Origin of the sequence: Vibrio chagasii (assembly GCF_002954585.1) — a bacterium.
GTDB lineage: Bacteria > Pseudomonadota > Gammaproteobacteria > Enterobacterales > Vibrionaceae > Vibrio > Vibrio chagasii_A.
This window is the reverse complement of the sequence record NZ_MSCI01000001.1, coordinates 171,788-192,763: the sequence shown is the minus strand read 5'-3', so window position 1 is coordinate 192,763 and position 20,976 is coordinate 171,788. Positions and strand designations below refer to the sequence as shown.

Genomic DNA, 20,976 nt, shown 5'->3' with positions numbered 1-20,976 from the left:
GACATTTAACAGCTCTATTAGAAAGATAAATTCGGAATTTAAATACAGAATTTATCTTTCTAGTAATCTTATGCAAGACATGATATCCGTTGGTATGCCATATATTCAATAACTTATCTTTAGCTCATAAATCATCACTTCACAAAATACAGAATTTTTCTGCATAGCTCGCCAACTGTGGCTCATCTAGGTAAGCACGCCCATTCAGAAGGACAAAAAGACGGCCTCTAAAATTGTAGAACTGTATAAATCCTCACCATAATTTAGTACCATGGGTTTATCATTTCGATAGGTTCATGGTGTCATATGAGAGTAATTTGCCAGGAGTGTGGCGAGAAAGCCCGCATACAAAAATCCAACCGAATTTCAGCGGGTTATAGCGATTTATATTGTAGTTGTAGTGACCCTGAGTGCGGCCATACCTTTGTGATGAACCTGTCTTTCAGCCATACCCTTAGCCCTTCAGCTAAGACGACTTCTCAGTTGGCTTTTGAAATGGTTAAAGCCTTGGCACCCGATCAGCGCCAAGAGCTAAAACAACAACTTTTGATACCTTAGTTGGGTTTTCTACTTTGGGGGACCGCAATGAAAGGAACCTCATCGTAAATTCCCAAACGCTCATCCTTAAATGTACCGCTGATTTCAGTATCAGAAATGTAATCAATCAATATTGTATTATTCGAATTTCTGATACTGAGGAACATACCATCTTTAAAATATAAATGATTTCCACTGCCACTTCCTTCTTTGGAAATCATGTACCCATTATCATCAAAATCTATCGTTATACCTGGACGACCTTTAACAGCCCATTGATACGAACTACGAAGAATATCACGACTTGATTCGGTGATATAATGGCCTAAGGCTGCATACTTAAGTTCACCGTTAGACGTTAGATATACAATTTCTTGTTTTCCATTGCCGTCTAGATCTGCAAGTTCAAAAGACTGTACATCCTCATTGGGCAATAGAGTTCTTGGGTTTGAAAATGAAAGATTTTTAGCAAATACCGACGCTGATAACAACGACGCCATTGATAAAATTAAGAAGCTTTTTTTCATACTGAATTCCTTTTTTAAACACTAGATTGTGAGGCCAGCACACGATTATCGGCACAATCTAAATCTAAAAAAAACAATAATCAACAACATTAAGATATTGATATTATTGAAAATAATAAGAATGTTAACTTTAATCCCATAGAAATATATTTAACTAGAAATCCAAATCACGTTCGGATCTCATCAGCCATCTCGATTAGCTGCTTAATAGCGGCTAATTTTTCTGGCTTCAACTCTCCTTTTTGATCCGCAACCAATAGACTCATCAAATAAATACCCATATCAGCCCTGCTTTCACCTTCAGTGCTGAGCGCTACAGCATCAATAATGAACCCCATTGCTTGTAAGAATATGTCCTGATTTTTTAATGACATAGCTCTACTCCAAATCAAACTACTGTATTAATATACAGTAATAATATACGTATTCATACAGTATTGTTATGAAGCGAGATTCATCCCTCAGTTTTACTCACACAACAATGCCTCGAAATGTGACTCTAAATACTGTGCTTGAGTATCCATCCAATAACTCTTTTCGTCGTCATCCACATCCAAAATAGGAGGGCTATCTTCAAATACTGCCTTCCAATAGGCTCGCCGTTCCTGGTGATGAACAAAGCTACTTTCGTAATATGTATCAGCCTCTTGTTTGAGATCAGCTAAATCCAAATCTCTACACTCCATAGACCAACCACGAGCTCCAGCAGCCCAGAACAAGAATTCGTCGACTTTAGTTTTTGAGTCATCACCTTCGAACGTCACAGAAAAACGATTCCCACTGGAGGCATGTACTCCACGTTCACGGATTTCTTGATTTACCTTTTCTGCCTGTTTTTCCAAACGAATAATCCGGCTCTGCATTTTGTCTGTCAGTGACTTCGGTTTGCCTTGTTTCATGGCTATCGCCTTAGCTTTAATCGTTTGGTCTTTTGCCACCTTCAGCTTTGATATTCTGCGCTTTAACGGTTTTTTCCACTGGTCTAACTTATGACCAAGCTCTTTAATCACTGCCGTCATGTTGTCCGCTTCAAACGATGCCAAGCACTGCCACTTTGGCGCTCGTGTGCATTTAGATATGCTGTAACGATTTCCCTTTATCAGCCCTTGTGTTGAATCCCCTCCTTTGGCGGCATACCCCACAGCCTTTATGATGTAAGAGCCCGCAGCCTTTGGCTTTTTGATTCTCTCGAGCGTTGCAAACCCGTGTCCCCAAATTTTTTCTAGACGTTTTGCCCAGGCACTAAAGAACCTAGGTTCAACATTCCACTTTAAAAGAACATGTACGTGGGGGTTGGGTTCACCATCCTCATTTGCAGGACACTCAGCGACCCAAATATAATGAAAGTCGAGCGGTTTATTGGTTGGGCCAACGTCACTAGGCTTGCCAATATGTGCCGGCACTTTTTCAGCTTTTAAATCACAATATTTCTGGCCGCTATCTGTATCAACTTGGACTGAATGATCAGCAACCCAACCTCTTTGATACATCTTCTTCATCGCATCAAGAATCCGAGACACCTCTTTGCCCATTGTGGTTTCAATGGTTTTCTCTAAGGTAAATTCAGTTGTGGGCTTGTCCTCTAAGCGGCAGTAATCACCAGCTATCTCCCCACCTCCATTCATCAACTTAGTCCAAGGTCTATTGGCAAATGGGACCGTTGAATAAGGCCCACCGATATCCATGACCGGCAACGCCACTCGTTTCTCAGCCGGGCTACTCGCATAAGTCACCATGTTTCTTCGATAACGGATAGGATGCCGAGCACCCAGATGCCCGAGATCAGATTCATCGGCCATGCCACCAAAAATCGCCAATCGCTGAGCTTTGGTAAACGTCAGAGTGAGGAACGTAGTGAACCCATCGTTGCAAATTGCTGAATACGCGGCACTTTCGAAAATCTGGGTAACGGCTCGCTTAGTTAATTTGTCTGTGTATCTATCACCACTGTTTGCTACAGGGGCTTTGCTCGCCGGTGTTTGTGTTATGTGCTGAATTCGATACTGGTTAAAGCATTCACGTTGCTGCAGTTGTACCGATGTGGGAAGGATTTTGGGTTCACAACGGTTTTCCCTCCCCTTTTCTCGCAGTACAGCAGGCTGATTTCGCTCTGTAGAGCCATAGAGGGAGTCGTGGTTGAAATACGACTCAGGACTTTGCAACATTTGGGACGGGTTCACCACCTTGTCCAGAAGCCTCAGAGTGCGACGATTTCGCTCAATTCGATGCCTATATTTTTCTGTCTGACTTTTGCGCCCTTTGACTAGCCTAGCTTCTTCGGCGATTCTCGCCGCCGCTTCGCGGTCATGTTCCGTGCGATGATTAAGCGCTTTAAAGAGATCAGTCGATTTCTGAAGTTCCACTTCTCGCTTCGATTTCTGGTTAAAAACGCGATCGTAAATTGGGATTTTCTTCACCAGACCAGAATCTAAAAGCGCTTGCTCTTGGTCGGTGTAAATTTTGGATACTAAAAAACCAGCGTTAAAGCTGGCATCGTTTCTGCGGATTTTATCGAGGGGCATCACAGCCCCTACGCTATAGAGGAGTTCATTCAGTTCCATGCATCAACACTCATCCATAAAGTCTTCTGGTTTACGGGTGATCTTCAATTGAATTTGGATAGACTCATTGCCCGAAAGCAAAGTACCTAACAGCACCTCATTATCGGGATGATTACCTTCCAGCATTTCTACTAATAAGGTTTCGATATAACCCGGAGCCTCAGCGGCCACTTTTAACGCTTCGCTCATATCGTCTCCAACTCCTGACTTGTCACCACCATAAACCCACTTTTACCTTCACCTTTTGAGATCACGCCTTTGAACAGGTGAGTACATTCAAGCGTTACGCAAGCTTGATTAACTGCATCGTCCATTGAGTCAAAATCACCAACCTGAACGTTCGGGACCTGTTGAGTCTCTTCGTGGCGAACAATGCCGCCACTTGGGCAAAGAAGTACGGCTAAATATTCCATTAGGCCGCCTCTCCTTTTTGATCTTTGAACTCCGCGATGCGCTCAATTAACGTATCTTCCACTTCCAGAAGTTCTTCCAGTGCAGATGCACTATCCAGTAGAACGATTAAATGAAGCTCTTTGGTGCGATTCCCTTCAAAGTGAAAGACTCCGAAGTACTTATGCTTGGTAGAAAACTCAATGCGGAAATCGATCACATCACTGTTCTCAAAAACCAAGTTGTAAATAGAATTGACGGTGTATTGAATAGCGCGTTTGTTCGCGACTTCTTGTGTCTGAGTAATCATGCTTAATCCTTAGCTTGTGGTTATGACCAGTTGCGTTTAATGCTTCTTGCTCTGCGGCTAATCGCCGTTTTTAACGTTGGGCTCTCCGCATCTTCATACTCCGTTCGCAACTTGGAAAGAACACCGTCACGAACTTGAGCTTTGACTTGCTTGAGCATGGCTAAGCCTTTGGTTTTCTGCTCTTGGCTTAGGCTGTATGCAGGTAAATCCGGGCAAGGCCTATGAATTGGGTTAGTCGATTCCATTTGGGCTCTCCTAAGTCAGTCCGGGAATAGCCGAACCATTGGCGACTAAATCCACACTCATGGCTAAGAATGGGGAAACGCCTTTTGTGCGGCTTTCGATATCGTTGATAAGAAGCACAAGGTTGCTAATACCCGCCTGTGCCTTTTGGATAATAATGTGTTTGTTGGTGCGGCTTAGGCGATCGTTCCCAGCATGTTCTAAAGCCATGCGAGATAAGTCACCCGAGTGCACCGCGTTTTCTAATGCGCGTTTAATGAAAGTCTCTTCACTCGCATCATTGGGGATTTGTGCCGTTACCACGCCTAGGCCAAGCAAAAGGCTATTAAGAATGGTGAAGTTGCCACTGGCCTTGGTGATGAGCACAAGCTCTACATTGGTAAGGATGTGCGGTTGCTCTGGGTTGAGCTTGTTACGCAGCATGGTCGCATTCATGCCCACGGCTTTCGCTAACTTGGTCATGTTCTCCGAGTTCGAAAATGCACAGCACGCTTCATTAAATGCTTTTTGTTTAGAGCCACGGAATTCGCACATTGAGTCAATTTCGTTCATGACCAATACTCAATTGAAGACAAACGGGATGAAAACGAAACCCCACCCAAGAATATTGAGCCACAGCGGACAATACTCTTTGGTTGGCATCAGGGAAGAGGAACGCATAGCGGCCTACCCTAACTTTTCCATCGTTTCACGAGTCGCCATTTCAACTAAGGCGATCATATTGATAAGAGGAGTTTCCTTACCTTTTGCTTTAGTTTTAATAGGTAAGCGGCCGTCGGCCACCCAATCCATGATGGTACGTTTAGGCATACCAGAGAACTGAGAGTATTGGTCGTACGTCATGAAAGGTGTATTTAGAACTACTTGATATGAGAGCATAGTGATATCCTATCTAGCTATTGAGTGTTTCATTTCGGACAATAGGGTCGCACCCCGCACTGTCCAGTAATCATTTGAGTGAAAATATAGACTTCTTATGAGTGAATTACAAGAGCAAATACCATCTTTTGAATACATTGGTGGCCGAGAAGTTACAGAAAGGATGAAAGAAGTCACGAAAACGAAAGACTTCAAGTCCCTTGGTGACGTACTTGGAATTTCAAAAGGGACGATATCTACGTGGCACCAAAGAGAGCTAACTCCTTTTGAAGTGATTTTGAGACTTCATTTGAAGACTGGCGCATCAATCAAATATTTAGCTTTGGGAGAAGGCGAGGCTTTCCCTGATCACGCAGTACAAGAACATACGTCTAAGAAAAACGAAGCGAAGACACTGTTTGATATCGATTACTTCGCCTTAGTGAACGGAAAGTTCATAGGGAATGAGACGTTAGCGTTTGATAAGAGCTACTTAGACAAACTTGGGGTTCTGAATGTAATGGGCATCGAGCATGATGGAGCTACATTCATTGTCGATAAAGAAGTTCGCCAAGCAGTAAGTGGTACTTACTTAGTAGATATGGACGGCCTACTCTCACTCAATGAGATTCAGCGCTTACCAGGTAAGAAACTAGCGATTAGCTTTAACGGCTCGACATTAACCGTTGAGGAAGATGATGTGAGAGTTGTCGGGCGTGTCGCATTAATAATGGAGAAGTGCTAGCTGTAGAACTCATTCTTTGAGCTCACTCGGAGTCAACCTAGTTAACGGTATCGCTAACATCTAAATGGGTTATTATCACCCTGTCCTATCGGGGAAGGACGTTAACATCTTTGCTTGCAAACTCAAAAGGCTGCCATTTGGCAGCCTTTTTCTTTGGTCTCGAAGCTCTAGTCGTGTACTACCTAAAATAATCTATAACTTTGTTAGACAAAATTAAGTTGCTATGAGCTTAAACCTGAATAATCTCAAACCAAATTTACGAGATAACAAATAGCTATTTGATATAGTCAGTGTGTAGCTTTTCGAAAATATCTAATAATGGTTCAAACCCATCAAAAGAGACACTGTCAAATGGTGCTCTCTTACTCTCAATGAGCTCTGCAAATTTAGCTTTAGACAGCGCAACATTTTCCCCAGATTCAACATCAATAACATTACTATCTACAATCAAAGTACTATTATTCGGATACAACCTAATTATCCCTTTTTCTTCGATATGCAAACCATTTTTTTTATTAAACTCATCGCTCTTAAATATGCGTAAACCATTTTCTGTTTTCTTCATAATGTCTTCATCTGTATAGAGGTGCTCTATACAAATCTTCTCATCATTTCTGAAACTTGGGTTTGGCATTACTACTGAGTAAACGTTATTGCCGTGGTCTTTGTAAGCTAGTGTTGACCCTTTCATTTCTCTAGTGGTTTTATCTACATCGCTATCGAAAAGGAAAATAGTTAAATGTGTCTGATTACTACTAGACATCACCTTACAAGCTTTAATTAACTCACCATCCCCTTTAGCTGTATCTTCATTTGGAAAGGAAAGCTTTAACGAAGTATATTTACCCGCACCATGAAGGGCATGCATCGCAGCTCTCATATGAATCGCATCAGTCTTTCCTTCGATATGGACTTTAATTTCACTGGCTATAGACGCGGTAATCGCTTTAGGGTCAATTTTGAATGTATTGTCAATCCTAGCTAATCTTTTTGCATATTTGAGATATACCTCATCATTAGATCCCCGAACAGCAGCGATATGATTCAGCTTTCCTCTGACCATCCAACGATACCTTGGTTGAGAAGGGATATCTTGTCCATTTCTATTTAAGTTTACATATTTCTTTAGCCAATCCTTTTCTGCAGCTTCTAGACCATGTTTTTCCCATGAGTAAAGCATAGCTCTGAGTTCCCTAATATACTCTTTGGGGACATTCATTCGCTCATTAACGACAATCCCTGTCACTACTTGTCGTTGAGATTTATCTTTCAGGGAAACTTTATCCGTATTAACTGTAAAGCCTTCTTCCTCGAATACTTCGTTCAACTTATGTCCAATAGTCGATACACCATCTTCATTGTGGTGAATTAGCTCCCTAGGAAAAACTTTTCTATTAGTTGAGAAGAAAATATCGTCAGCATATCGAGTGAAATAGCACTTATACCCACGGGACAATGCACTAAGTTTTGCATCTAGTCTTCGAGTAATTAAATTTGAGATTATTGGTGAGCAAGGAGAGCCTAGCGGCAAATAACCGTTATAAGTAACTAGCAGGCCTACAGTAGCAGCGATCTTATTAGGTAAATTAAACGGCTCATTCCGTAGCAAACCAACAACTCTTTTAGTCGTGATCGATGGGAAGTAAGATTTTACGTCCACTTTACCTAACCAGCGCTGTCCTACATGGATGCTAGCATTAGACACGATGCTCTTATCTTTAACGTAACCATGAACGGACTTTTTCGGTTGGTAAAAAGAATTAAGTTGGTTGTATATGGAATACTGAATACTCTTCAACTTGGAGCAAGGAGCGGTAATGGTTCGATTTCCACCGCTTCTTTTACGAATAGAAAATGTCTTATACTTTTTGTCTACGGGAGCGTGATAAGCCAGATAGGCCAATGTTTTTTTACTTTGACCTAAGCATTTCGCCAGGTCATCAAGGTTTTTAACTGAAGATATTTCCAACTTGGCCTCTTCTAAAGTTCAACTCGGCTGAGACAACCTAATTCAATATAAGCAATCATAAATATGCTCGTAAGAGCCTTAGCTATACGTACATAAACCATGGCGAATGCGCCATAGAAGGGCAACTCTAGAAGAGGCGTGTGGCATAATATAATCAAGGACTTATATTTGCAACAAACCTTTGTTCCCTTGGATGATAAATGTTCGAAATACTCATTTCGCTTCCTAAGTGATCCAAAGAATAACTATACTCAACTGCTGTACCTTAATGGTCTGCTGTTCGATAACAGTTCCACTTAGTAATGTAACTGACAATGAGGCGATTCCGGACTACAAAATGCCATGTGCTGGGATTCTGTCTTATACGACTCGTAGATGCATTAATCTACTTCGGTCTCACTATCTATTGATACATCTTCATCTGTCAATTCGCCACCACAAGAGATCATGATATTGAAACGTTTAAAAGAGGAAAAGAAACCCTCAAATGACATATTAGCCCTTACCTTTCTTATAGAGCCGTCATTTTCATCTTCTAAAAAGGCACTAACCCATACTGGATCATCATCATTTTCGATAGCCGTATCACTGACAAACATTTCAACACCAATAAGGCGCTCTGAATCTTCTGCGTGCCCGTTGTCTTTCAACCATGAAATTAGACAATCATTATCTGAATGATCAGCAGCAGCTGTACCTTTTTGATCATTGTATTGAACCGATGCGGTAAATGTTTCTGTATGCATTACTTAACCTTCTGCTTCTTATTTTAGGTTAAATAGCAACTTACATGAGATATGCAAACGAAACAATATACCTTTTCACGATTTTTCGAACTCACGAGCATCTAACACAAGTTAAAGTGTGATCAACGCAATATTACTCTGCACACAAACGACCAAAAATTAACCTTGACGTTTTACCTTTGTACTCATAAAATAAATCGTAAAGAGAGGTACTACTATGACCCTACAAGAAAATCTTAACGAAACTGCTTATAACTATCAGGAATCATTTAATAATTTTGATGATGTAACAAAAGCTTTATCTATAAGGCTAATAAAACTTCTTCATGAAGCTTTGTCTGATTTGGCTGATAGCAAAGAAGCTCTTAAGTTGTTAGCAATGTCTGATACTGAATGCTTTACTCAAATTAACCTTCTATTATCTCAATCAAGAGCCCAAGTTAGCCAAAGAGAGTTAGACCAATTAAAGCGCCAGCTCGACTCTAAAGAGAGGTTTTACTCAGACTTAAAGGCTGCAGGCGGACTATATAAAGCAAGTGAAGTAAGTAAGATCCTCGGAGTATCAAGGCAAACAGTTAAAAATCAGAGAGATGCCTCGAGATTATTAGCAATACAGCAAGGTGGTGACTTTGTTTATCCGGCTTTTCAGTTCAAGGATGGATGTAAAGTAGAACACTTTGAAGAGGTATTAGTGCAGATGAAAGAAGTTTCTTCGATATCGCAAATTTCTTTTTTCATAGACGAATTAGAAATTACTGATGGCGTATATCAAAAACCAATTTCGTTACTAAGAGAAGGTATATCAAAGCAACAACTAGAACGACTACTCAACATAGCACACCTTATGAACAGTCATACTGCGAAATAAGCACTGCTTAGCAGTGCTTTTCTTATCTTAAAGGACGTCGATATTGAACACTTTTGACAATAGCTCTTCAATGTTCATATCTTCATATTTCCAGTAACTAGGTAAGTGATCTTTTTCAATGTAATCGGATAGTAATTCGAAGCCGATAGTTTTAAGAAGATCATCTTGTTTGTACATCGAGGACTCCCACAATGCTAAGCATTTCCGCGCGTCATGATGTCGCGAAGTATAAGCGAGACCATTAATACCAAGCTGAGGATTCTCAGAGAAAAACTGAACAATAGCCTGACAGAGGCTATAGTCAATACTCGTCAACAAATCCGCAGGGATACCTACTTTTGCGCCAAAAGCACTTACATCAAAAACATCAATCGTAACTTTCGTTGCACTTGTAGTAATATCTTTAGTATTAATATCATCAGTACGCGAAATGCGGATCTTTGACATTGGCTGTGTACGACCTCGGCAGAAGGTTTCACCGATTCCATCAATTTGAGCTAAGCTAAAATAACTCACTTTTAGATGAAAACTCGGGTCGTTATAGCGACCTAATTTGGTTTTAGGTGCGTTGAAAAAAAACGCTTCTGGTTTACCTTTCGGTTGCACACGGTACAGATGGGTATCTGCAACAATCGTTTTAGTTGGGAGTTCGTTTAGTTCTACAAGTTTACGTAATTCGGCGATTACCATCGCCCCAGTCAGTTTTGTCATATAGTTTAGGCCTCATACACATTAATCTAAATATCCTCATAAGCATTCCTTAATAAATTGGCTTATGTTAATAAAACCCACCTATTGATCGTTCAATAAGTGAGCGCTTTCTGCATCAAAAGATACAGCGCTAGATAATAGCATAACTAACTGATATATATATTTAATCTACCCTAAAAAAGTGAATTTATAGATAAAAACATACTCAACCACCTCGATGGGGCCTCCCCATGTGCAGTGGAGACCAAGGCAATACCGAACCTGCCGCATCCTAGCTTGAAATAAAAGAACACACGGCACAAAATGCCATGTATTGCGAATCACTCTTAAACAGATTAATGTGTATTAAAAGTCACTTGTAGTTCGACGTATTCGTCATCTCTTCTCCGATATAAAATCCGACCACCATCTAAGTGAATTGTAAGTTCTAATTTGGTAAGGGTTCCTCTCGCATCTTCTCCAGTGCAAACAAATATCTGTTCATAAGCTTCATCTGCAAGAGATGTTGGAGGGTACGCTCTCCAAGAAGAAGGAGCTTCATCATTAGCAAAACAAGTGAACTCTTTTGGTGCATAAAACGTTATATTCTGCTTTTGTAAACAAGAACGTTTAATCGTTTGGTAGTTTTGTTCATTAAATTCCATTTTTATTCCATATATAGTCGACAGTTAAATTTATGAGAATGGACACTTCAGGTAAAACACAACTGCAAAGTTCATTAGTGACCAGGGCCACCACCTGACCTAAAAGTACTTCATAAACACCAAATCTCGACTAGAAACAAGAATGCCGAGCATTGCACATCTGTTTTAAACGCTTTTTAAGTGGGAGTTCGGCTATAAACACCACAGCACTTTTCAGTTTACTCATGACAAATCAATACTTATGTCCTGAAACCTAGCAGGCTCGCTAGAATAAGCTGAATATGAGTTAGATTCAGATACTACAAGCGCTTTAAAATATGCATAGTCATAAAACTAATCGGCTTTAATATCAACAATCAGATCTTTTACTTTAAACCAAGCATACCCTTTTATATTCCTAACCATGCCCGAAATACCTGAAACGTCCTCGAAGTTAAGTTGACAACATTTAGGGCTATTCAAGAAATGTTCATGTCTTAATCTAACATTGAAAACAGATGTTCAAATCGAAGTTTATAACTTAGCTTTACTGCACATGGTAACATATGATTTATACCTTACGGTATATGTGGACTTAATATTAAGTTAAAGAAAATACGTTATTCTTCACACTTTTCTCAATAGTCTTAATTTGATGATGCCTCGGTTGCCCATCAAACAGTAAAATGTACAACTTCCGGTCTTGGTACGTTCCTACTACATAGTGGTCTTTCTGTATCACGTACTCGATTACTTCGGCGTCTGAGTCGGTACATAGGTATTTAATATCAATCAGCTTCACCTTCCGTAGACCCACTACGTTCTCTGCTTCAATAAAACCGCCAAAGGGAGCGCGAAACACATTCCCCATCTTTAACAGTGCGGAGAGTTCGCCCTTATTCTTTTTGCTTAAGTCTAATGGGCCCGCGCTATTCATCTTGATAGCACTGTAGCCTGCGCTCACATGAATGGATTGAAACATAGTAAAACCTGATTAAATTTCAATGTGTTGAGATATACATCGAGCTTGTGCTTGTTGTGCGACATAAAACATTGTTCTACGTTCAAGCTCGACTTACACTGTTTTTATATACAGTTATTTTAGGCTTAATTATGTCAGTACGCAATTTGAAAGATGGCTCGACCAAACCTTGGATCTGTGAGTGCTACCCAAATGGGCGAGCAGGAAAACGTGTTCGTAAGAAGTTTGCTACCAAAGGCGAAGCTAAAGCCTTTGAGCGTCACACGATGAAGGAGATTGACGATAAGCCATGGATGGGTATTAAACCGGATGACCGAAGAATGAGTGAGCTTTTGGAAAATTGGTGGACCATCCATGGCCATACTCTAAAGTCAGGCAAGCAAGCCAAAGATCTCATATCCAAAACAATTGAAGAGTTAGGTAACCCAATTGCCTGCCAGTTTAAAGAACGAGACTACCTGGCGTATCGAGCAGCTCGAGTCCCCTATAGGGGCAAGAATAAATCCATCGAGATATCCCCAACCACACACAACCTTGAACTGATTTATCTAAAGGGCATGTTCAAGAAGCTGATTAAGTACAATCAGTGGAAATATCCCAACCCGCTTCAAGCAATCGAGCCGATCAAAACCAGTGAGAAGCACCTTGCCTATCTAACCAAGCCACAAATCGACGAGTTCTTTGATGAATTGCAGAACTTCAAGCGAGTTATCAAGGTATCAATCCCGCAAATCATTGTCATCGCGAAAATTTGTTTGGCCACTGGTGCACGAATCAGTGAGGCACTCACTCTAACTCGCGCTCAAATAACCGAGTTCAAATTGACTTACACAGAGACAAAAGGGAAAAGGAATCGCAGTGTGCCTATCTCATCATCTTTGTATCAAGAGATATTAGATATAGCGGTGAGCGACCATGACATATTTAACACCAGTTACAAAGATGCTTGGCGTTACATAAAGAGAGCCTTGCCTGAGCACGTTCCGAATGGGCAAGCGACCCATGTTCTACGGCATACTTTTGCTTCGCATTTTATGATGAATAAAGGGGATATCTTAGTGCTGCAGCGTATTCTTGGCCACACAAAAATCGAGCAGACAATGGCGTATTCTCATTTTGCCCCAGAGCATTTGATGCAGGCTGTTCACCTCAATCCTTTAGAGAATTAGTGGCGACAAAATGGCGGCAGCCACTGTAAAAGAGCGTTATTTAGCGGTTTTAGACGTAAAAAAGGCGACAATTCACATTGTCGCCTTTTGCAAATAAGAGCCTTATTTAGACTATTCCCAATCTAGGATTACCTTGCCTGAAAGCCCGCTACGCATAGCGTCAAAGCCTTTTTGGAAGTCATCAACCTTAAAGTGGTGAGTGATAATTGGTGTTAGATCTAGGCCTGATTGAATCAAAGAAGCCATCTTGTACCAAGTTTCGAACATCTCACGACCGTAGATACCTTTGATAACCAAGCCTTTAAAGATTACTTGGTTCCAGTCTACTGCCATGTCTGATGGTGGAATACCTAGTAGAGAGATCTTACCGCCGTGGTTCATGTTAGTTAGCATGCTGTTGAATGCTGATGGTACACCAGACATTTCTAGGCCTACGTCGAAGCCTTCTGTCATACCTAGATCAGCCATTACGTCTTCCAGCTTCTCTTCCATCACGTTTACAGCACGCGTTACGCCCATTTTTTTAGCAAGGTCTAGGCGGTATTCGTTAACGTCAGTGATAACTACGTGACGAGCACCTACGTGCTTAGCAACCGCAGCAGCCATGATACCGATTGGGCCAGCACCAGTGATTAGCACGTCTTCACCTACTAGGTCGAAAGAAAGAGCTGTGTGTACTGCGTTACCGAACGGGTCAAAGATTGATGCTAGATCATCTGAAATCTCTGCAGGGATCTTAAATGCGTTGAACGCAGGAATCACAAGGTATTCAGAGAATGCACCAGTGCGGTTAACACCAACACCTGTTGTGTTACGACAAAGGTGAGTACGGCCGCCACGACAGTTACGACAGTGACCACATGTGATGTGACCTTCGCCAGATACACGGTCGCCGATTTCAAAACCACGAACTTCTTGGCCGATGCCAACAACTTCACCTACGTATTCGTGACCTACAACCATAGGTACTGGAATTGTGTTTTGTGACCACTCATCCCAGTTGTAGATGTGTACGTCTGTACCACAGATTGCGGTTTTCTTAATACGGATAAGAAGATCATTATGACCCATTTCAGGTTTTTCAACCTCGGTCATCCAAATGCCTTCTTCAGGCTTAAGTTTAGAAAGTGCTTTAATTTTCATAATGTTACCTAGTTCATCTCGCCTTACTGTAAGGCGAGAATCAAAAATCTTATTGTTCTTATCTAATCATCACAGCATTAGCGTTACGCTAACAACCTGCAATAAAATTAGATGATACCCATGTCTTTACCAACTTGGATGAACGCATCGATTGCGCGGTCTAGTTGCTCACGAGAGTGTGCTGCAGACATTTGCGTACGGATACGAGCTTGACCTTTTGGTACTACAGGGAAAGAGAAACCTACAACGTAGATGCCTTTCTCTAGAGCGCGCTCTGCGAATTCAGCCGCTACTTTTGCATCACCAAGCATGATTGGGATGATTGCGTGGTCAGCACCACCCATAGTGAAACCAGCTTCTTCCATGCGAGTACGGAAGTGAGCAGAGTTTTCCCATAGTGTTGTACGTAGGTCACCAGATTCTGCTAGAAGATCTAGAACGCGGATAGACGCAGATACGATTGCTGGTGCAACAGAGTTAGAGAATAGGTATGGACGAGAACGCTGACGTAGCCAGTCGATCACTTCTTTCTTACCTGACGTGTAACCACCTGAAGCGCCACCCATTGCTTTACCTAGCGTACCTGTGATGATGTCGATACGGTCAACAACGTTATGGAACTCGTGAGTACCAGCACCGTTTTCACCCATGAAGCCCACAGCGTGAGAGTCATCAACCATTACTAGTGCATCGTACTTGTCTGCAAGGTCACAGATAGCAGGAAGGTTCGCTACTACGCCGTCCATTGAGAATACGCCGTCAGTTACGATTAGCGTGTGGCGAGCGCCAGCTTCTTTAGCAGCGATAAGTTGCTGCTCTAGCTCTTCCATGTTGTTGTTTGCGTAACGGAAGCGCATAGCTTTACATAGACGAACACCATCGATGATAGATGCGTGGTTTAGTGCGTCAGAGATGATTGCGTCTTCTTTACCCAAAATCGTTTCGAATAGGCCAGCGTTAGCATCGAAACAAGATGTGTAAAGGATTGTGTCTTCTTTACCTAGGAACGTAGACAGCTTTTGCTCTAGTTCTTTGTGAGAATCTTGAGTACCACAGATGAAACGAACTGAAGCCATACCAAAACCGTGCTGATCCATACCACCTTTTGCAGCTTCGATAAGCTCTGGGTGGTTAGCAAGACCTAAGTAGTTGTTTGCACAGAAGTTTAGTACTTCTTCACCAGTCGAGATAGAAACCGCTGCTTTTTGAGCAGAAGTGATAATGCGCTCAGACTTGTAAAGACCTTCTTCTTTAACTTCTTCGATTTGATTTTGAATCTGTTGGTAAAATGCAGAAGACATTGTCTCATTCCTTCCTAGTTATTATTCAGCAGCATCGCGCGCCGCATTATGTAGGGATATAAACGATCCTAAAACGATCATTTACACTGTAAAACTAATCTCTATATTCTAGTTGAACATCCCCTTTTCGATTATCCCTCCAGTTGGAAAAACATTAATGAACCTGAGGCACGAATAATAGTTCATCCCAGTGACACAGGGCACATTAACGCCCCTCTCTTGTTCTTTTTCACGCCATATCCATCGAAAATTCGACCTAATTTCGCTTTCATATTAAATCTCAATTTTTAATCTCAAAACGATATAGTGGTTAATTACTGTTTCTCTCAGAATGTGCGGCCGTTACACAGATGCCCAAGATAAGATGAGAAACAAGCCCATGACACTATCCGATCACATCATTCAAGAAGCCTTCGAAAACGACTGGCACACCTGCTTTTATCAACCAAAAGTAGAATCGAGTGCAGAGAAAGTGACAGGCGTGGAAGCACTGTTTCGTCTGAATATTCCCGAAGAAGGTGTCTTTTCACCTGGTGTGTTCATTGATAGTGCTTTCGCATTAGGTTACGAAGAAGAGATCTTCTTTAGTGTCCTTGAGCAATCTTTAACTGAAGTGAAGTCGCTATCAGCACACTTGAACTTGGCCGTTAATATCAGCAAAAAAGTACTAGCGAACCCAGATAATGTAGAAAAGGTGCGTGAACTACTTTGGAATACTTCATTCAAGGCAAAACAGTTAACGTTCGAACTCAGTGAAGCTGATCAATTGGATGAAGAGCTCTACGAACAGGTTAAACGCTATAAAGCGCTTGGTATTAAAATCTCTATCGGTGATTTCGGTGTGGATTACTCAGACATGAATAAGGTGATGAACCTTGATGTCGATGAAGTGAAATTTGATAAGTCGATTGTAAATAGCGAAGACAGCGCTCGCTCTGCGCTAATCCAGCAAACTTTGGCTTACTGCAAAGCGTCTGGAATTGAAACCGTAGCGGAAGGCGTTGAAGATGTTGATACACATCAACGTGTCCACCAGCTTGGCTTCGATCGCTGCCCGGGTTTCCTATACTCGAAGCCACTTCCATTGACGGATCTTAGACTTGTCATGTAATGACTCTGTCCCGCTAAGGAAAGGGTTAGCTTAAAACAAATTCAACGCTTTTTTAATATCAGCCTTGAAAAATGGCATGCCAAACTTGCTCATGTAAGGCTCAAGATAGAGATCATAAAGAAACTGACACATAGCTGGATCAAGAGTAGGAAAACAGAATTCAGTATCAGCTAAGCTGTCTGCCATGTAATCAAAAATCTTACGACGAATGACAATACTCACGGCACCAACGCTGCACAGCATCTTACTAACACCGTCGTAAACCACATGCCCAATGATGACACCCTCATAAAGAAAACACAGCACCTGCATATCTTCTCTCTTCACACCCAAATGACTCGCAACTTCGATAAAATCTTTGCCGTAAGTTTTTTGATGCATTCCTTGAATCGATCTGAGCCTTTTTGCAGGTAGTGAGCTAAAGCTATGTGATTCGACACTGGTTACCTTGTAGTCATAATCAACCTGGAAGAAGCTCGCAATCACCAAACGACGAACAAAACTGGGCAGTGTCTCGCCCTTTCCCATTGGCTCACCATCACCTGATTAACACCAGAAAATGCTCGGTGAGAATGGGAAAGTAACTCAGCAAACTCCTGCTGAGATAAAGCTTTTTCTTCACGAAGATACTTTAACTTTTGTGCAAAATTCGATTTATCCATAACTCACGTTGCCTTAGTTATTATCTGTCGCTTAATACCCAAGGCTCATCTCGCTAGCTCTGGGTCATCGACTCTCTTTCGACACTGTCTTCAGTATGCTCTGCCAACCAGTATAACCAAATCATCACCAAACATAGGATGAAGCAGAGCACAAATAGCCAGTATGCGCTCAACATTTCTATCACCACACCACCAAGCAATGGCGCAATAGCAAAGCCAAGAGAGTAAAGTGCCGCAGCGCCGAAGTAAGATCCTCTGAGATGTGGCGGTGCCATTCTATCGATTTGTACATTAAGGGTTGGGAAAGCAATCACTTCTCCTAAACTTAATATAAAACAAGCAATTCCCCAGCCTAGTGGCCAATCATTTGGTGTAAAAAGAAAGCCAATTTGCGCAATCGCCATCAAAATCATGCCGATTCGAGTTCTAACAAACAGCGGCACGTGCTCAAGCCATTTAAGCATTGGGAACTGGAAAACGATAATCGTCAGCGTATTCACCAAAACTAACCCAGCAATGAGTTGAGCGGCATCAGCGATTGAAGAGCGCACGATGACTTGAGGAATTGACGACTCAACCTGCGCGTAGACAAACATCATGATGAAGTTAGCGACCATCAGTTTTACAAAAATATTGTCTTTACGAATCACATTAAGCGTCGCGGCGAAATTAGGCAGTTGAGAGGGATCTGGCTTGGTAAAAGTACCTTTTCGTTCAATTCCTAACAGCAGCCAGAAACCGTAAACGACATAAGTACCACCAGCAACAAAGAACAGGTTTTGTGGCTGAGAAAGAGCCAAAGTGATACCAATCAATGGACCAAGTGCGCCACCCAGATTAAGTAAGAAGTAACGAATGTTCAGCGCTAACTCACGATCTTTGGAGTCTTTGAGATTATCGCCTATGACTGCCTTAGCTGGCGCTTCGATCATTGGGCGCATTAGACCCGTCATCATGATCAACACATAGAACTGCCACACTTCACTCGCTAATGCGATGCCAGAGTAGGATATCGAGGCAATCCAACTGCCTAGCACCATGACCCATTTACGTCCTAGCTTATCCGAAAGGTAACCCGAGTAAAGCCCAGTTCCAGCACCAACAACCGCGGATACCGCTAGCATGGTACCGACTTCAATCGCAGACGCACCGTAATCTTCATAGAGAAAGACGATCAGAAAAGGCCATGCCATAAAGTAGCTTGTTCGGGCGAGTAACGTTCCAATAAGAACTGTCCATACTGAAAAGTTAAACCGTTTTATACGCTGCTTTTGAAACAAGCTTTCTGATCTATCCATAGATAACGCCTCTATAACCGACTGATTTAAATATTATTATTCAGCCAGTATATAGAATAAGTAGAATAGATACAGAGTATTCAATAAAGCTGTATTAATTATGGCACCTCCGTACCTATTTCACATTAGCAGATGCACACAGCCAAAATACCATCAACGAAGAGCGGTCTAGAATTAAAGTAATAGAGCAGCCTCTAGTCAAAGATCAACGCACTAGGCTGAGTAATGTTGCCCTTTGCGGTCAGACAATACCTTGCCGTCTTTGATCGTTACGATTCGCTTAGTTCGTTCCGCAAGCGAATTATCATGTGTCACGATAATCAATGTTCGGCCCTCCGCGTGAAGACGATTAAACAAAGCCTCTATCTCTGCACCGGATTTTGAATCCAATGCCCCTGTAGGTTCATCCGCTAAGATGATTTGCGGATCGTTAACTAGAGCTCTCGCAATCGCCACTCTCTGCTTTTGACCACCAGAAAGCTGGTTTGGTTTGTGATCGAGGCGATCCCCTAGCCCAACTTGCTCAAGCAGCTTCGCGGCGCGCTGGCGACGTTCTTTGGCTTTGATTCCAGAGTAAACCAACGGCAGTGCCACGTTATCCAATGCTGTCGCGTATTCCAACAAGTTAAAGCTTTGGAAGACAAAGCCTATCTTTTGGTTGCGAATACCAGCTAGTTCGTTCGGGCTTAAACTTGCGACGTTTTGACCACCCAATTGGTATTGGCCATCGGTCGGTTTGTCTAGGCAGCCCAGCATGTTCATCAGGGTCGATTTACCTGAGCCAGACGGACCAAGAATGGAAAGAAATTCACCTTGGTTGATGGTCAAATCGACGCCGTCTAGCGCACGAACTTCCGCCTCTCCGCTTGAGTAGTATTTACAAATGTTAGTCAAATCAACTAGTGGCGTGTTCGACATTTTATCTCCATAATTTTTGTTATTCACTTTGCAGCGCCTCCAATGGACTCACTTTGGCAGCGCGGTTTGCAGGCAGCCATGCAGAGGCGACACCAATAAACACCAAGGTGGAAATCACAATCGCAATAACGATCCAAGACAGCTCAGGGACAGGTTTCCCGAGATGTTCATAGAAGGTGTTCCCTTCTAAGTTTATGGCGCTGATGGCAGATACAAGCGTGTAAGTCACACCTAGCCCCAGCACACCGCCGAGCATCATGGTCATCAGCGATTGCACTAGGTAGTGAAGACGAATGGCAGTGGGCGTGGCACCAACTGCCATGCGCACACCGATGTCTCGGGTGGAACGTTTTACGGTCGCGTACATGACATTCGCAATCCCTACACCCGCCACGGCCAGCGTGACAAAGCCGATGATGCCAAGAAAGCTTTGTAAGCCAATCAAGAACTGCTGCATGCTTTTCTGTCTGAGGAACATGTCTTCCACTTGGACGACCTGCTCATCACTCACACTGGCGCCATGTTTACGAGCGATCACCTGACGAATGGTCTTTGCCAGTTTTTCACGATCAGCATGAGCTTGCGGCTCAACGTTGATGCCTCCGATCTCGCCGTTAGTATGAAAGCGTTGCCACGTGGCTAACGGCACGAAGCTGGCGTAGTTGATTTGGTCGCCCTGTTCGATTTCAGCACTGTTCTTCTTCAACACACCAATTACGGTGAACTCTTCACTGCCAATCTTGACCTTTTCACCGACAGGGTTGGTTTGCAGTGTCACAGGGGTAAACCAGCTGAAATCTTCAATAGGGTTAAACAAGTCCGCAGCAAGTGAATAGCCCAACACAACGACTTTACGCATCTCTTTTTGGTCTAGTGGATTGAGCCAACGTCCGCCATCCATCGGGATCAAGTTGGTCATAGATGCGAAGTCTGTCGTGACGGCTAATGGTTTTTGCCATATTCCTCGATCACCGACTGTAATGCGCTCATCCCAAACTGCGGTTGGCGCAACGCTTTTCACCTCTGGCAGAGCTTCAATTACGTCAGTATCATCGGCTTTTAAGGTTAAAAACTTACCTTGGTGGAACACGCCATAATCGACGGTCGCCATGCCCCCGGTTAAGTAAATCAGGTTCCCGTTACCATCTTGCGCTGTTCTCAATACGCCTTGGCGAATGCCCTCGCCCACCGCCAGCATGGCAGCGATACATAGGGTCGCCCACGCAACGGCAAGAATGGTCAAACCCAAACGCAGCTTTTCTGCTGCCATTTCCTGAAAGATTTGTCTCATTGGTAGCAACATA

The 20,976-nt window shown here is 42.5% G+C and carries 24 protein-coding genes and 1 pseudogene; 5 read left to right on the top strand and 20 right to left on the bottom strand.

Going from position 1 to position 20,976, the window contains the following annotated elements:
• Nucleotides 1–306: 306 nt before the first annotated feature.
• A complete protein-coding gene (locus BTO10_RS00920; RefSeq protein ID WP_004742471.1) occupies nt 307–558 on the top strand; it encodes an ogr/Delta-like zinc finger family protein in 252 nt (83 codons plus the stop codon).
• On the opposite strand, the gene BTO10_RS00915 is transcribed toward BTO10_RS00920, so the two are convergent.
• From BTO10_RS00915 to BTO10_RS00875, 9 genes are all read right to left on the bottom strand, one after another.
• Nucleotides 555–1,064 carry a hypothetical protein gene (locus tag BTO10_RS00915; protein ID WP_105023227.1) on the bottom strand — a complete coding sequence of 170 codons (510 nt, stop codon included), beginning with the start codon at nt 1,062–1,064 and terminating at the stop codon, nt 555–557. The genes BTO10_RS00920 and BTO10_RS00915 overlap by 4 nt on opposite strands.
• A 167-nt stretch (nt 1,065–1,231) precedes the next feature.
• Nucleotides 1,232–1,438 carry a hypothetical protein gene (locus BTO10_RS00910; RefSeq protein WP_004742469.1) on the bottom strand — a complete coding sequence of 69 codons (207 nt, stop codon included), beginning with the start codon at nt 1,436–1,438 and terminating at the stop codon, nt 1,232–1,234.
• A gap of 93 nt (nt 1,439–1,531) precedes the next feature.
• On the bottom strand, nt 1,532–3,625 hold the full coding sequence (locus BTO10_RS00905; RefSeq protein WP_105023226.1) for a rolling circle replication-associated protein: 2,094 nt from the start codon (nt 3,623–3,625) through the stop codon (nt 1,532–1,534).
• Between the two features lie 3 nt (nt 3,626–3,628).
• On the bottom strand, nt 3,629–3,814 hold the full coding sequence (locus BTO10_RS00900) for a hypothetical protein (RefSeq protein ID WP_004742467.1): 186 nt from the start codon (nt 3,812–3,814) through the stop codon (nt 3,629–3,631).
• Nucleotides 3,811–4,038 (bottom strand): hypothetical protein, encoded by a 228-nt coding sequence (locus BTO10_RS00895; RefSeq protein ID WP_105023225.1) that lies wholly within the window; start codon nt 4,036–4,038, stop codon nt 3,811–3,813. The genes BTO10_RS00900 and BTO10_RS00895 overlap by 4 nt, the downstream gene beginning before the upstream one ends.
• Complete coding sequence (locus BTO10_RS00890) at nt 4,038–4,325, bottom strand: hypothetical protein (RefSeq protein ID WP_105023224.1); 288 nt, start codon at nt 4,323–4,325, stop codon at nt 4,038–4,040. The genes BTO10_RS00895 and BTO10_RS00890 overlap by 1 nt, the downstream gene beginning before the upstream one ends.
• Before the next feature lie 20 nt (nt 4,326–4,345).
• Nucleotides 4,346–4,570, bottom strand: coding sequence for a hypothetical protein (locus BTO10_RS00885; RefSeq protein ID WP_105023223.1), 225 nt, complete (start codon nt 4,568–4,570; stop codon nt 4,346–4,348).
• A gap of 10 nt (nt 4,571–4,580) precedes the next feature.
• Nucleotides 4,581–5,120, bottom strand: a complete 540-nt coding sequence (locus BTO10_RS00880; RefSeq protein WP_105023222.1) for a phage regulatory CII family protein — start codon at nt 5,118–5,120, stop codon at nt 4,581–4,583.
• A gap of 114 nt (nt 5,121–5,234) precedes the next feature.
• Complete coding sequence (locus BTO10_RS00875) at nt 5,235–5,447, bottom strand: hypothetical protein (RefSeq protein ID WP_063522797.1); 213 nt, start codon at nt 5,445–5,447, stop codon at nt 5,235–5,237.
• Between the two features lie 97 nt (nt 5,448–5,544).
• Between BTO10_RS00875 and BTO10_RS00870 the strand changes: the two genes are divergently transcribed.
• On the top strand, nt 5,545–6,171 hold the full coding sequence (locus tag BTO10_RS00870; RefSeq protein ID WP_105023221.1) for a phage repressor protein CI: 627 nt from the start codon (nt 5,545–5,547) through the stop codon (nt 6,169–6,171).
• 274 nt (nt 6,172–6,445) lie between these two features.
• Here the strand turns inward: BTO10_RS00870 and BTO10_RS00865 are convergent, their stop codons facing one another.
• Both BTO10_RS00865 and BTO10_RS00860 read right to left on the bottom strand, forming a co-directional pair.
• Nucleotides 6,446–8,140 (bottom strand): reverse transcriptase domain-containing protein, encoded by a 1,695-nt coding sequence (locus tag BTO10_RS00865; RefSeq protein ID WP_105023220.1) that lies wholly within the window; start codon nt 8,138–8,140, stop codon nt 6,446–6,448.
• A 380-nt stretch (nt 8,141–8,520) separates the two neighbouring features.
• Nucleotides 8,521–8,886 carry a hypothetical protein gene (locus BTO10_RS00860; protein WP_105023219.1) on the bottom strand — a complete coding sequence of 122 codons (366 nt, stop codon included), beginning with the start codon at nt 8,884–8,886 and terminating at the stop codon, nt 8,521–8,523.
• A 217-nt stretch (nt 8,887–9,103) separates the two neighbouring features.
• Between BTO10_RS00860 and BTO10_RS00855 the strand changes: the two genes are divergently transcribed.
• Nucleotides 9,104–9,754: a helix-turn-helix domain-containing protein gene (locus BTO10_RS00855; protein ID WP_105023218.1), complete on the top strand. Its 651-nt coding sequence runs from the start codon at nt 9,104–9,106 to the stop codon at nt 9,752–9,754.
• A gap of 27 nt (nt 9,755–9,781) precedes the next feature.
• Here BTO10_RS00855 and BTO10_RS00850 read toward each other — a convergent pair whose 3' ends face one another.
• The 3 genes from BTO10_RS00850 to BTO10_RS00840 form a co-directional block, all read right to left on the bottom strand.
• Nucleotides 9,782–10,465, bottom strand: a complete 684-nt coding sequence (locus tag BTO10_RS00850; RefSeq protein WP_105023217.1) for an RES family NAD+ phosphorylase — start codon at nt 10,463–10,465, stop codon at nt 9,782–9,784.
• Nucleotides 10,466–10,800: 335 nt separating this feature from the next.
• On the bottom strand, nt 10,801–11,109 hold the full coding sequence (locus BTO10_RS00845) for a hypothetical protein (protein WP_105023216.1): 309 nt from the start codon (nt 11,107–11,109) through the stop codon (nt 10,801–10,803).
• Nucleotides 11,110–11,689: 580 nt separating this feature from the next.
• Nucleotides 11,690–12,070 (bottom strand): hypothetical protein, encoded by a 381-nt coding sequence (locus BTO10_RS00840; RefSeq protein WP_105023215.1) that lies wholly within the window; start codon nt 12,068–12,070, stop codon nt 11,690–11,692.
• A 131-nt stretch (nt 12,071–12,201) separates the two neighbouring features.
• On the opposite strand from BTO10_RS00840, the gene BTO10_RS00835 reads away from it, so the two are divergent.
• Nucleotides 12,202–13,239: a phage integrase gene (locus tag BTO10_RS00835; RefSeq protein ID WP_105023214.1), complete on the top strand. Its 1,038-nt coding sequence runs from the start codon at nt 12,202–12,204 to the stop codon at nt 13,237–13,239.
• Between the two features lie 111 nt (nt 13,240–13,350).
• Here BTO10_RS00835 and tdh read toward each other — a convergent pair whose 3' ends face one another.
• Together tdh and BTO10_RS00825 are read right to left on the bottom strand one after the other, a co-directional pair.
• On the bottom strand, nt 13,351–14,382 hold the full coding sequence (gene tdh, locus BTO10_RS00830) for an L-threonine 3-dehydrogenase (RefSeq protein WP_004742453.1): 1,032 nt from the start codon (nt 14,380–14,382) through the stop codon (nt 13,351–13,353).
• 107 nt (nt 14,383–14,489) lie between these two features.
• Nucleotides 14,490–15,683, bottom strand: a complete 1,194-nt coding sequence (locus tag BTO10_RS00825) for a glycine C-acetyltransferase (protein WP_004742452.1) — start codon at nt 15,681–15,683, stop codon at nt 14,490–14,492.
• 379 nt (nt 15,684–16,062) lie between these two features.
• On the opposite strand from BTO10_RS00825, the gene BTO10_RS00820 reads away from it, so the two are divergent.
• Complete coding sequence (locus BTO10_RS00820; RefSeq protein ID WP_105024222.1) at nt 16,063–16,794, top strand: EAL domain-containing protein; 732 nt, start codon at nt 16,063–16,065, stop codon at nt 16,792–16,794.
• A 39-nt stretch (nt 16,795–16,833) separates the two neighbouring features.
• Here BTO10_RS00820 and BTO10_RS00815 read toward each other — a convergent pair.
• The 4 genes and pseudogenes from BTO10_RS00815 to BTO10_RS00800 form a co-directional block, all read right to left on the bottom strand.
• Nucleotides 16,834–17,456, bottom strand: a pseudogene (locus BTO10_RS00815) (helix-turn-helix domain-containing protein); the annotation flags it as partial.
• A gap of 53 nt (nt 17,457–17,509) precedes the next feature.
• Nucleotides 17,510–18,754, bottom strand: a complete 1,245-nt coding sequence (locus tag BTO10_RS00810) for an MDR family MFS transporter (protein ID WP_105023213.1) — start codon at nt 18,752–18,754, stop codon at nt 17,510–17,512.
• 213 nt (nt 18,755–18,967) lie between these two features.
• Nucleotides 18,968–19,672: an ABC transporter ATP-binding protein gene (locus BTO10_RS00805; RefSeq protein ID WP_176680085.1), complete on the bottom strand. Its 705-nt coding sequence runs from the start codon at nt 19,670–19,672 to the stop codon at nt 18,968–18,970.
• A gap of 19 nt (nt 19,673–19,691) precedes the next feature.
• On the bottom strand, nt 19,692–20,975 hold the full coding sequence (locus BTO10_RS00800) for an ABC transporter permease (protein ID WP_105023211.1): 1,284 nt from the start codon (nt 20,973–20,975) through the stop codon (nt 19,692–19,694).
• Between the last annotated feature and the right edge of the window lies 1 nt (nt 20,976).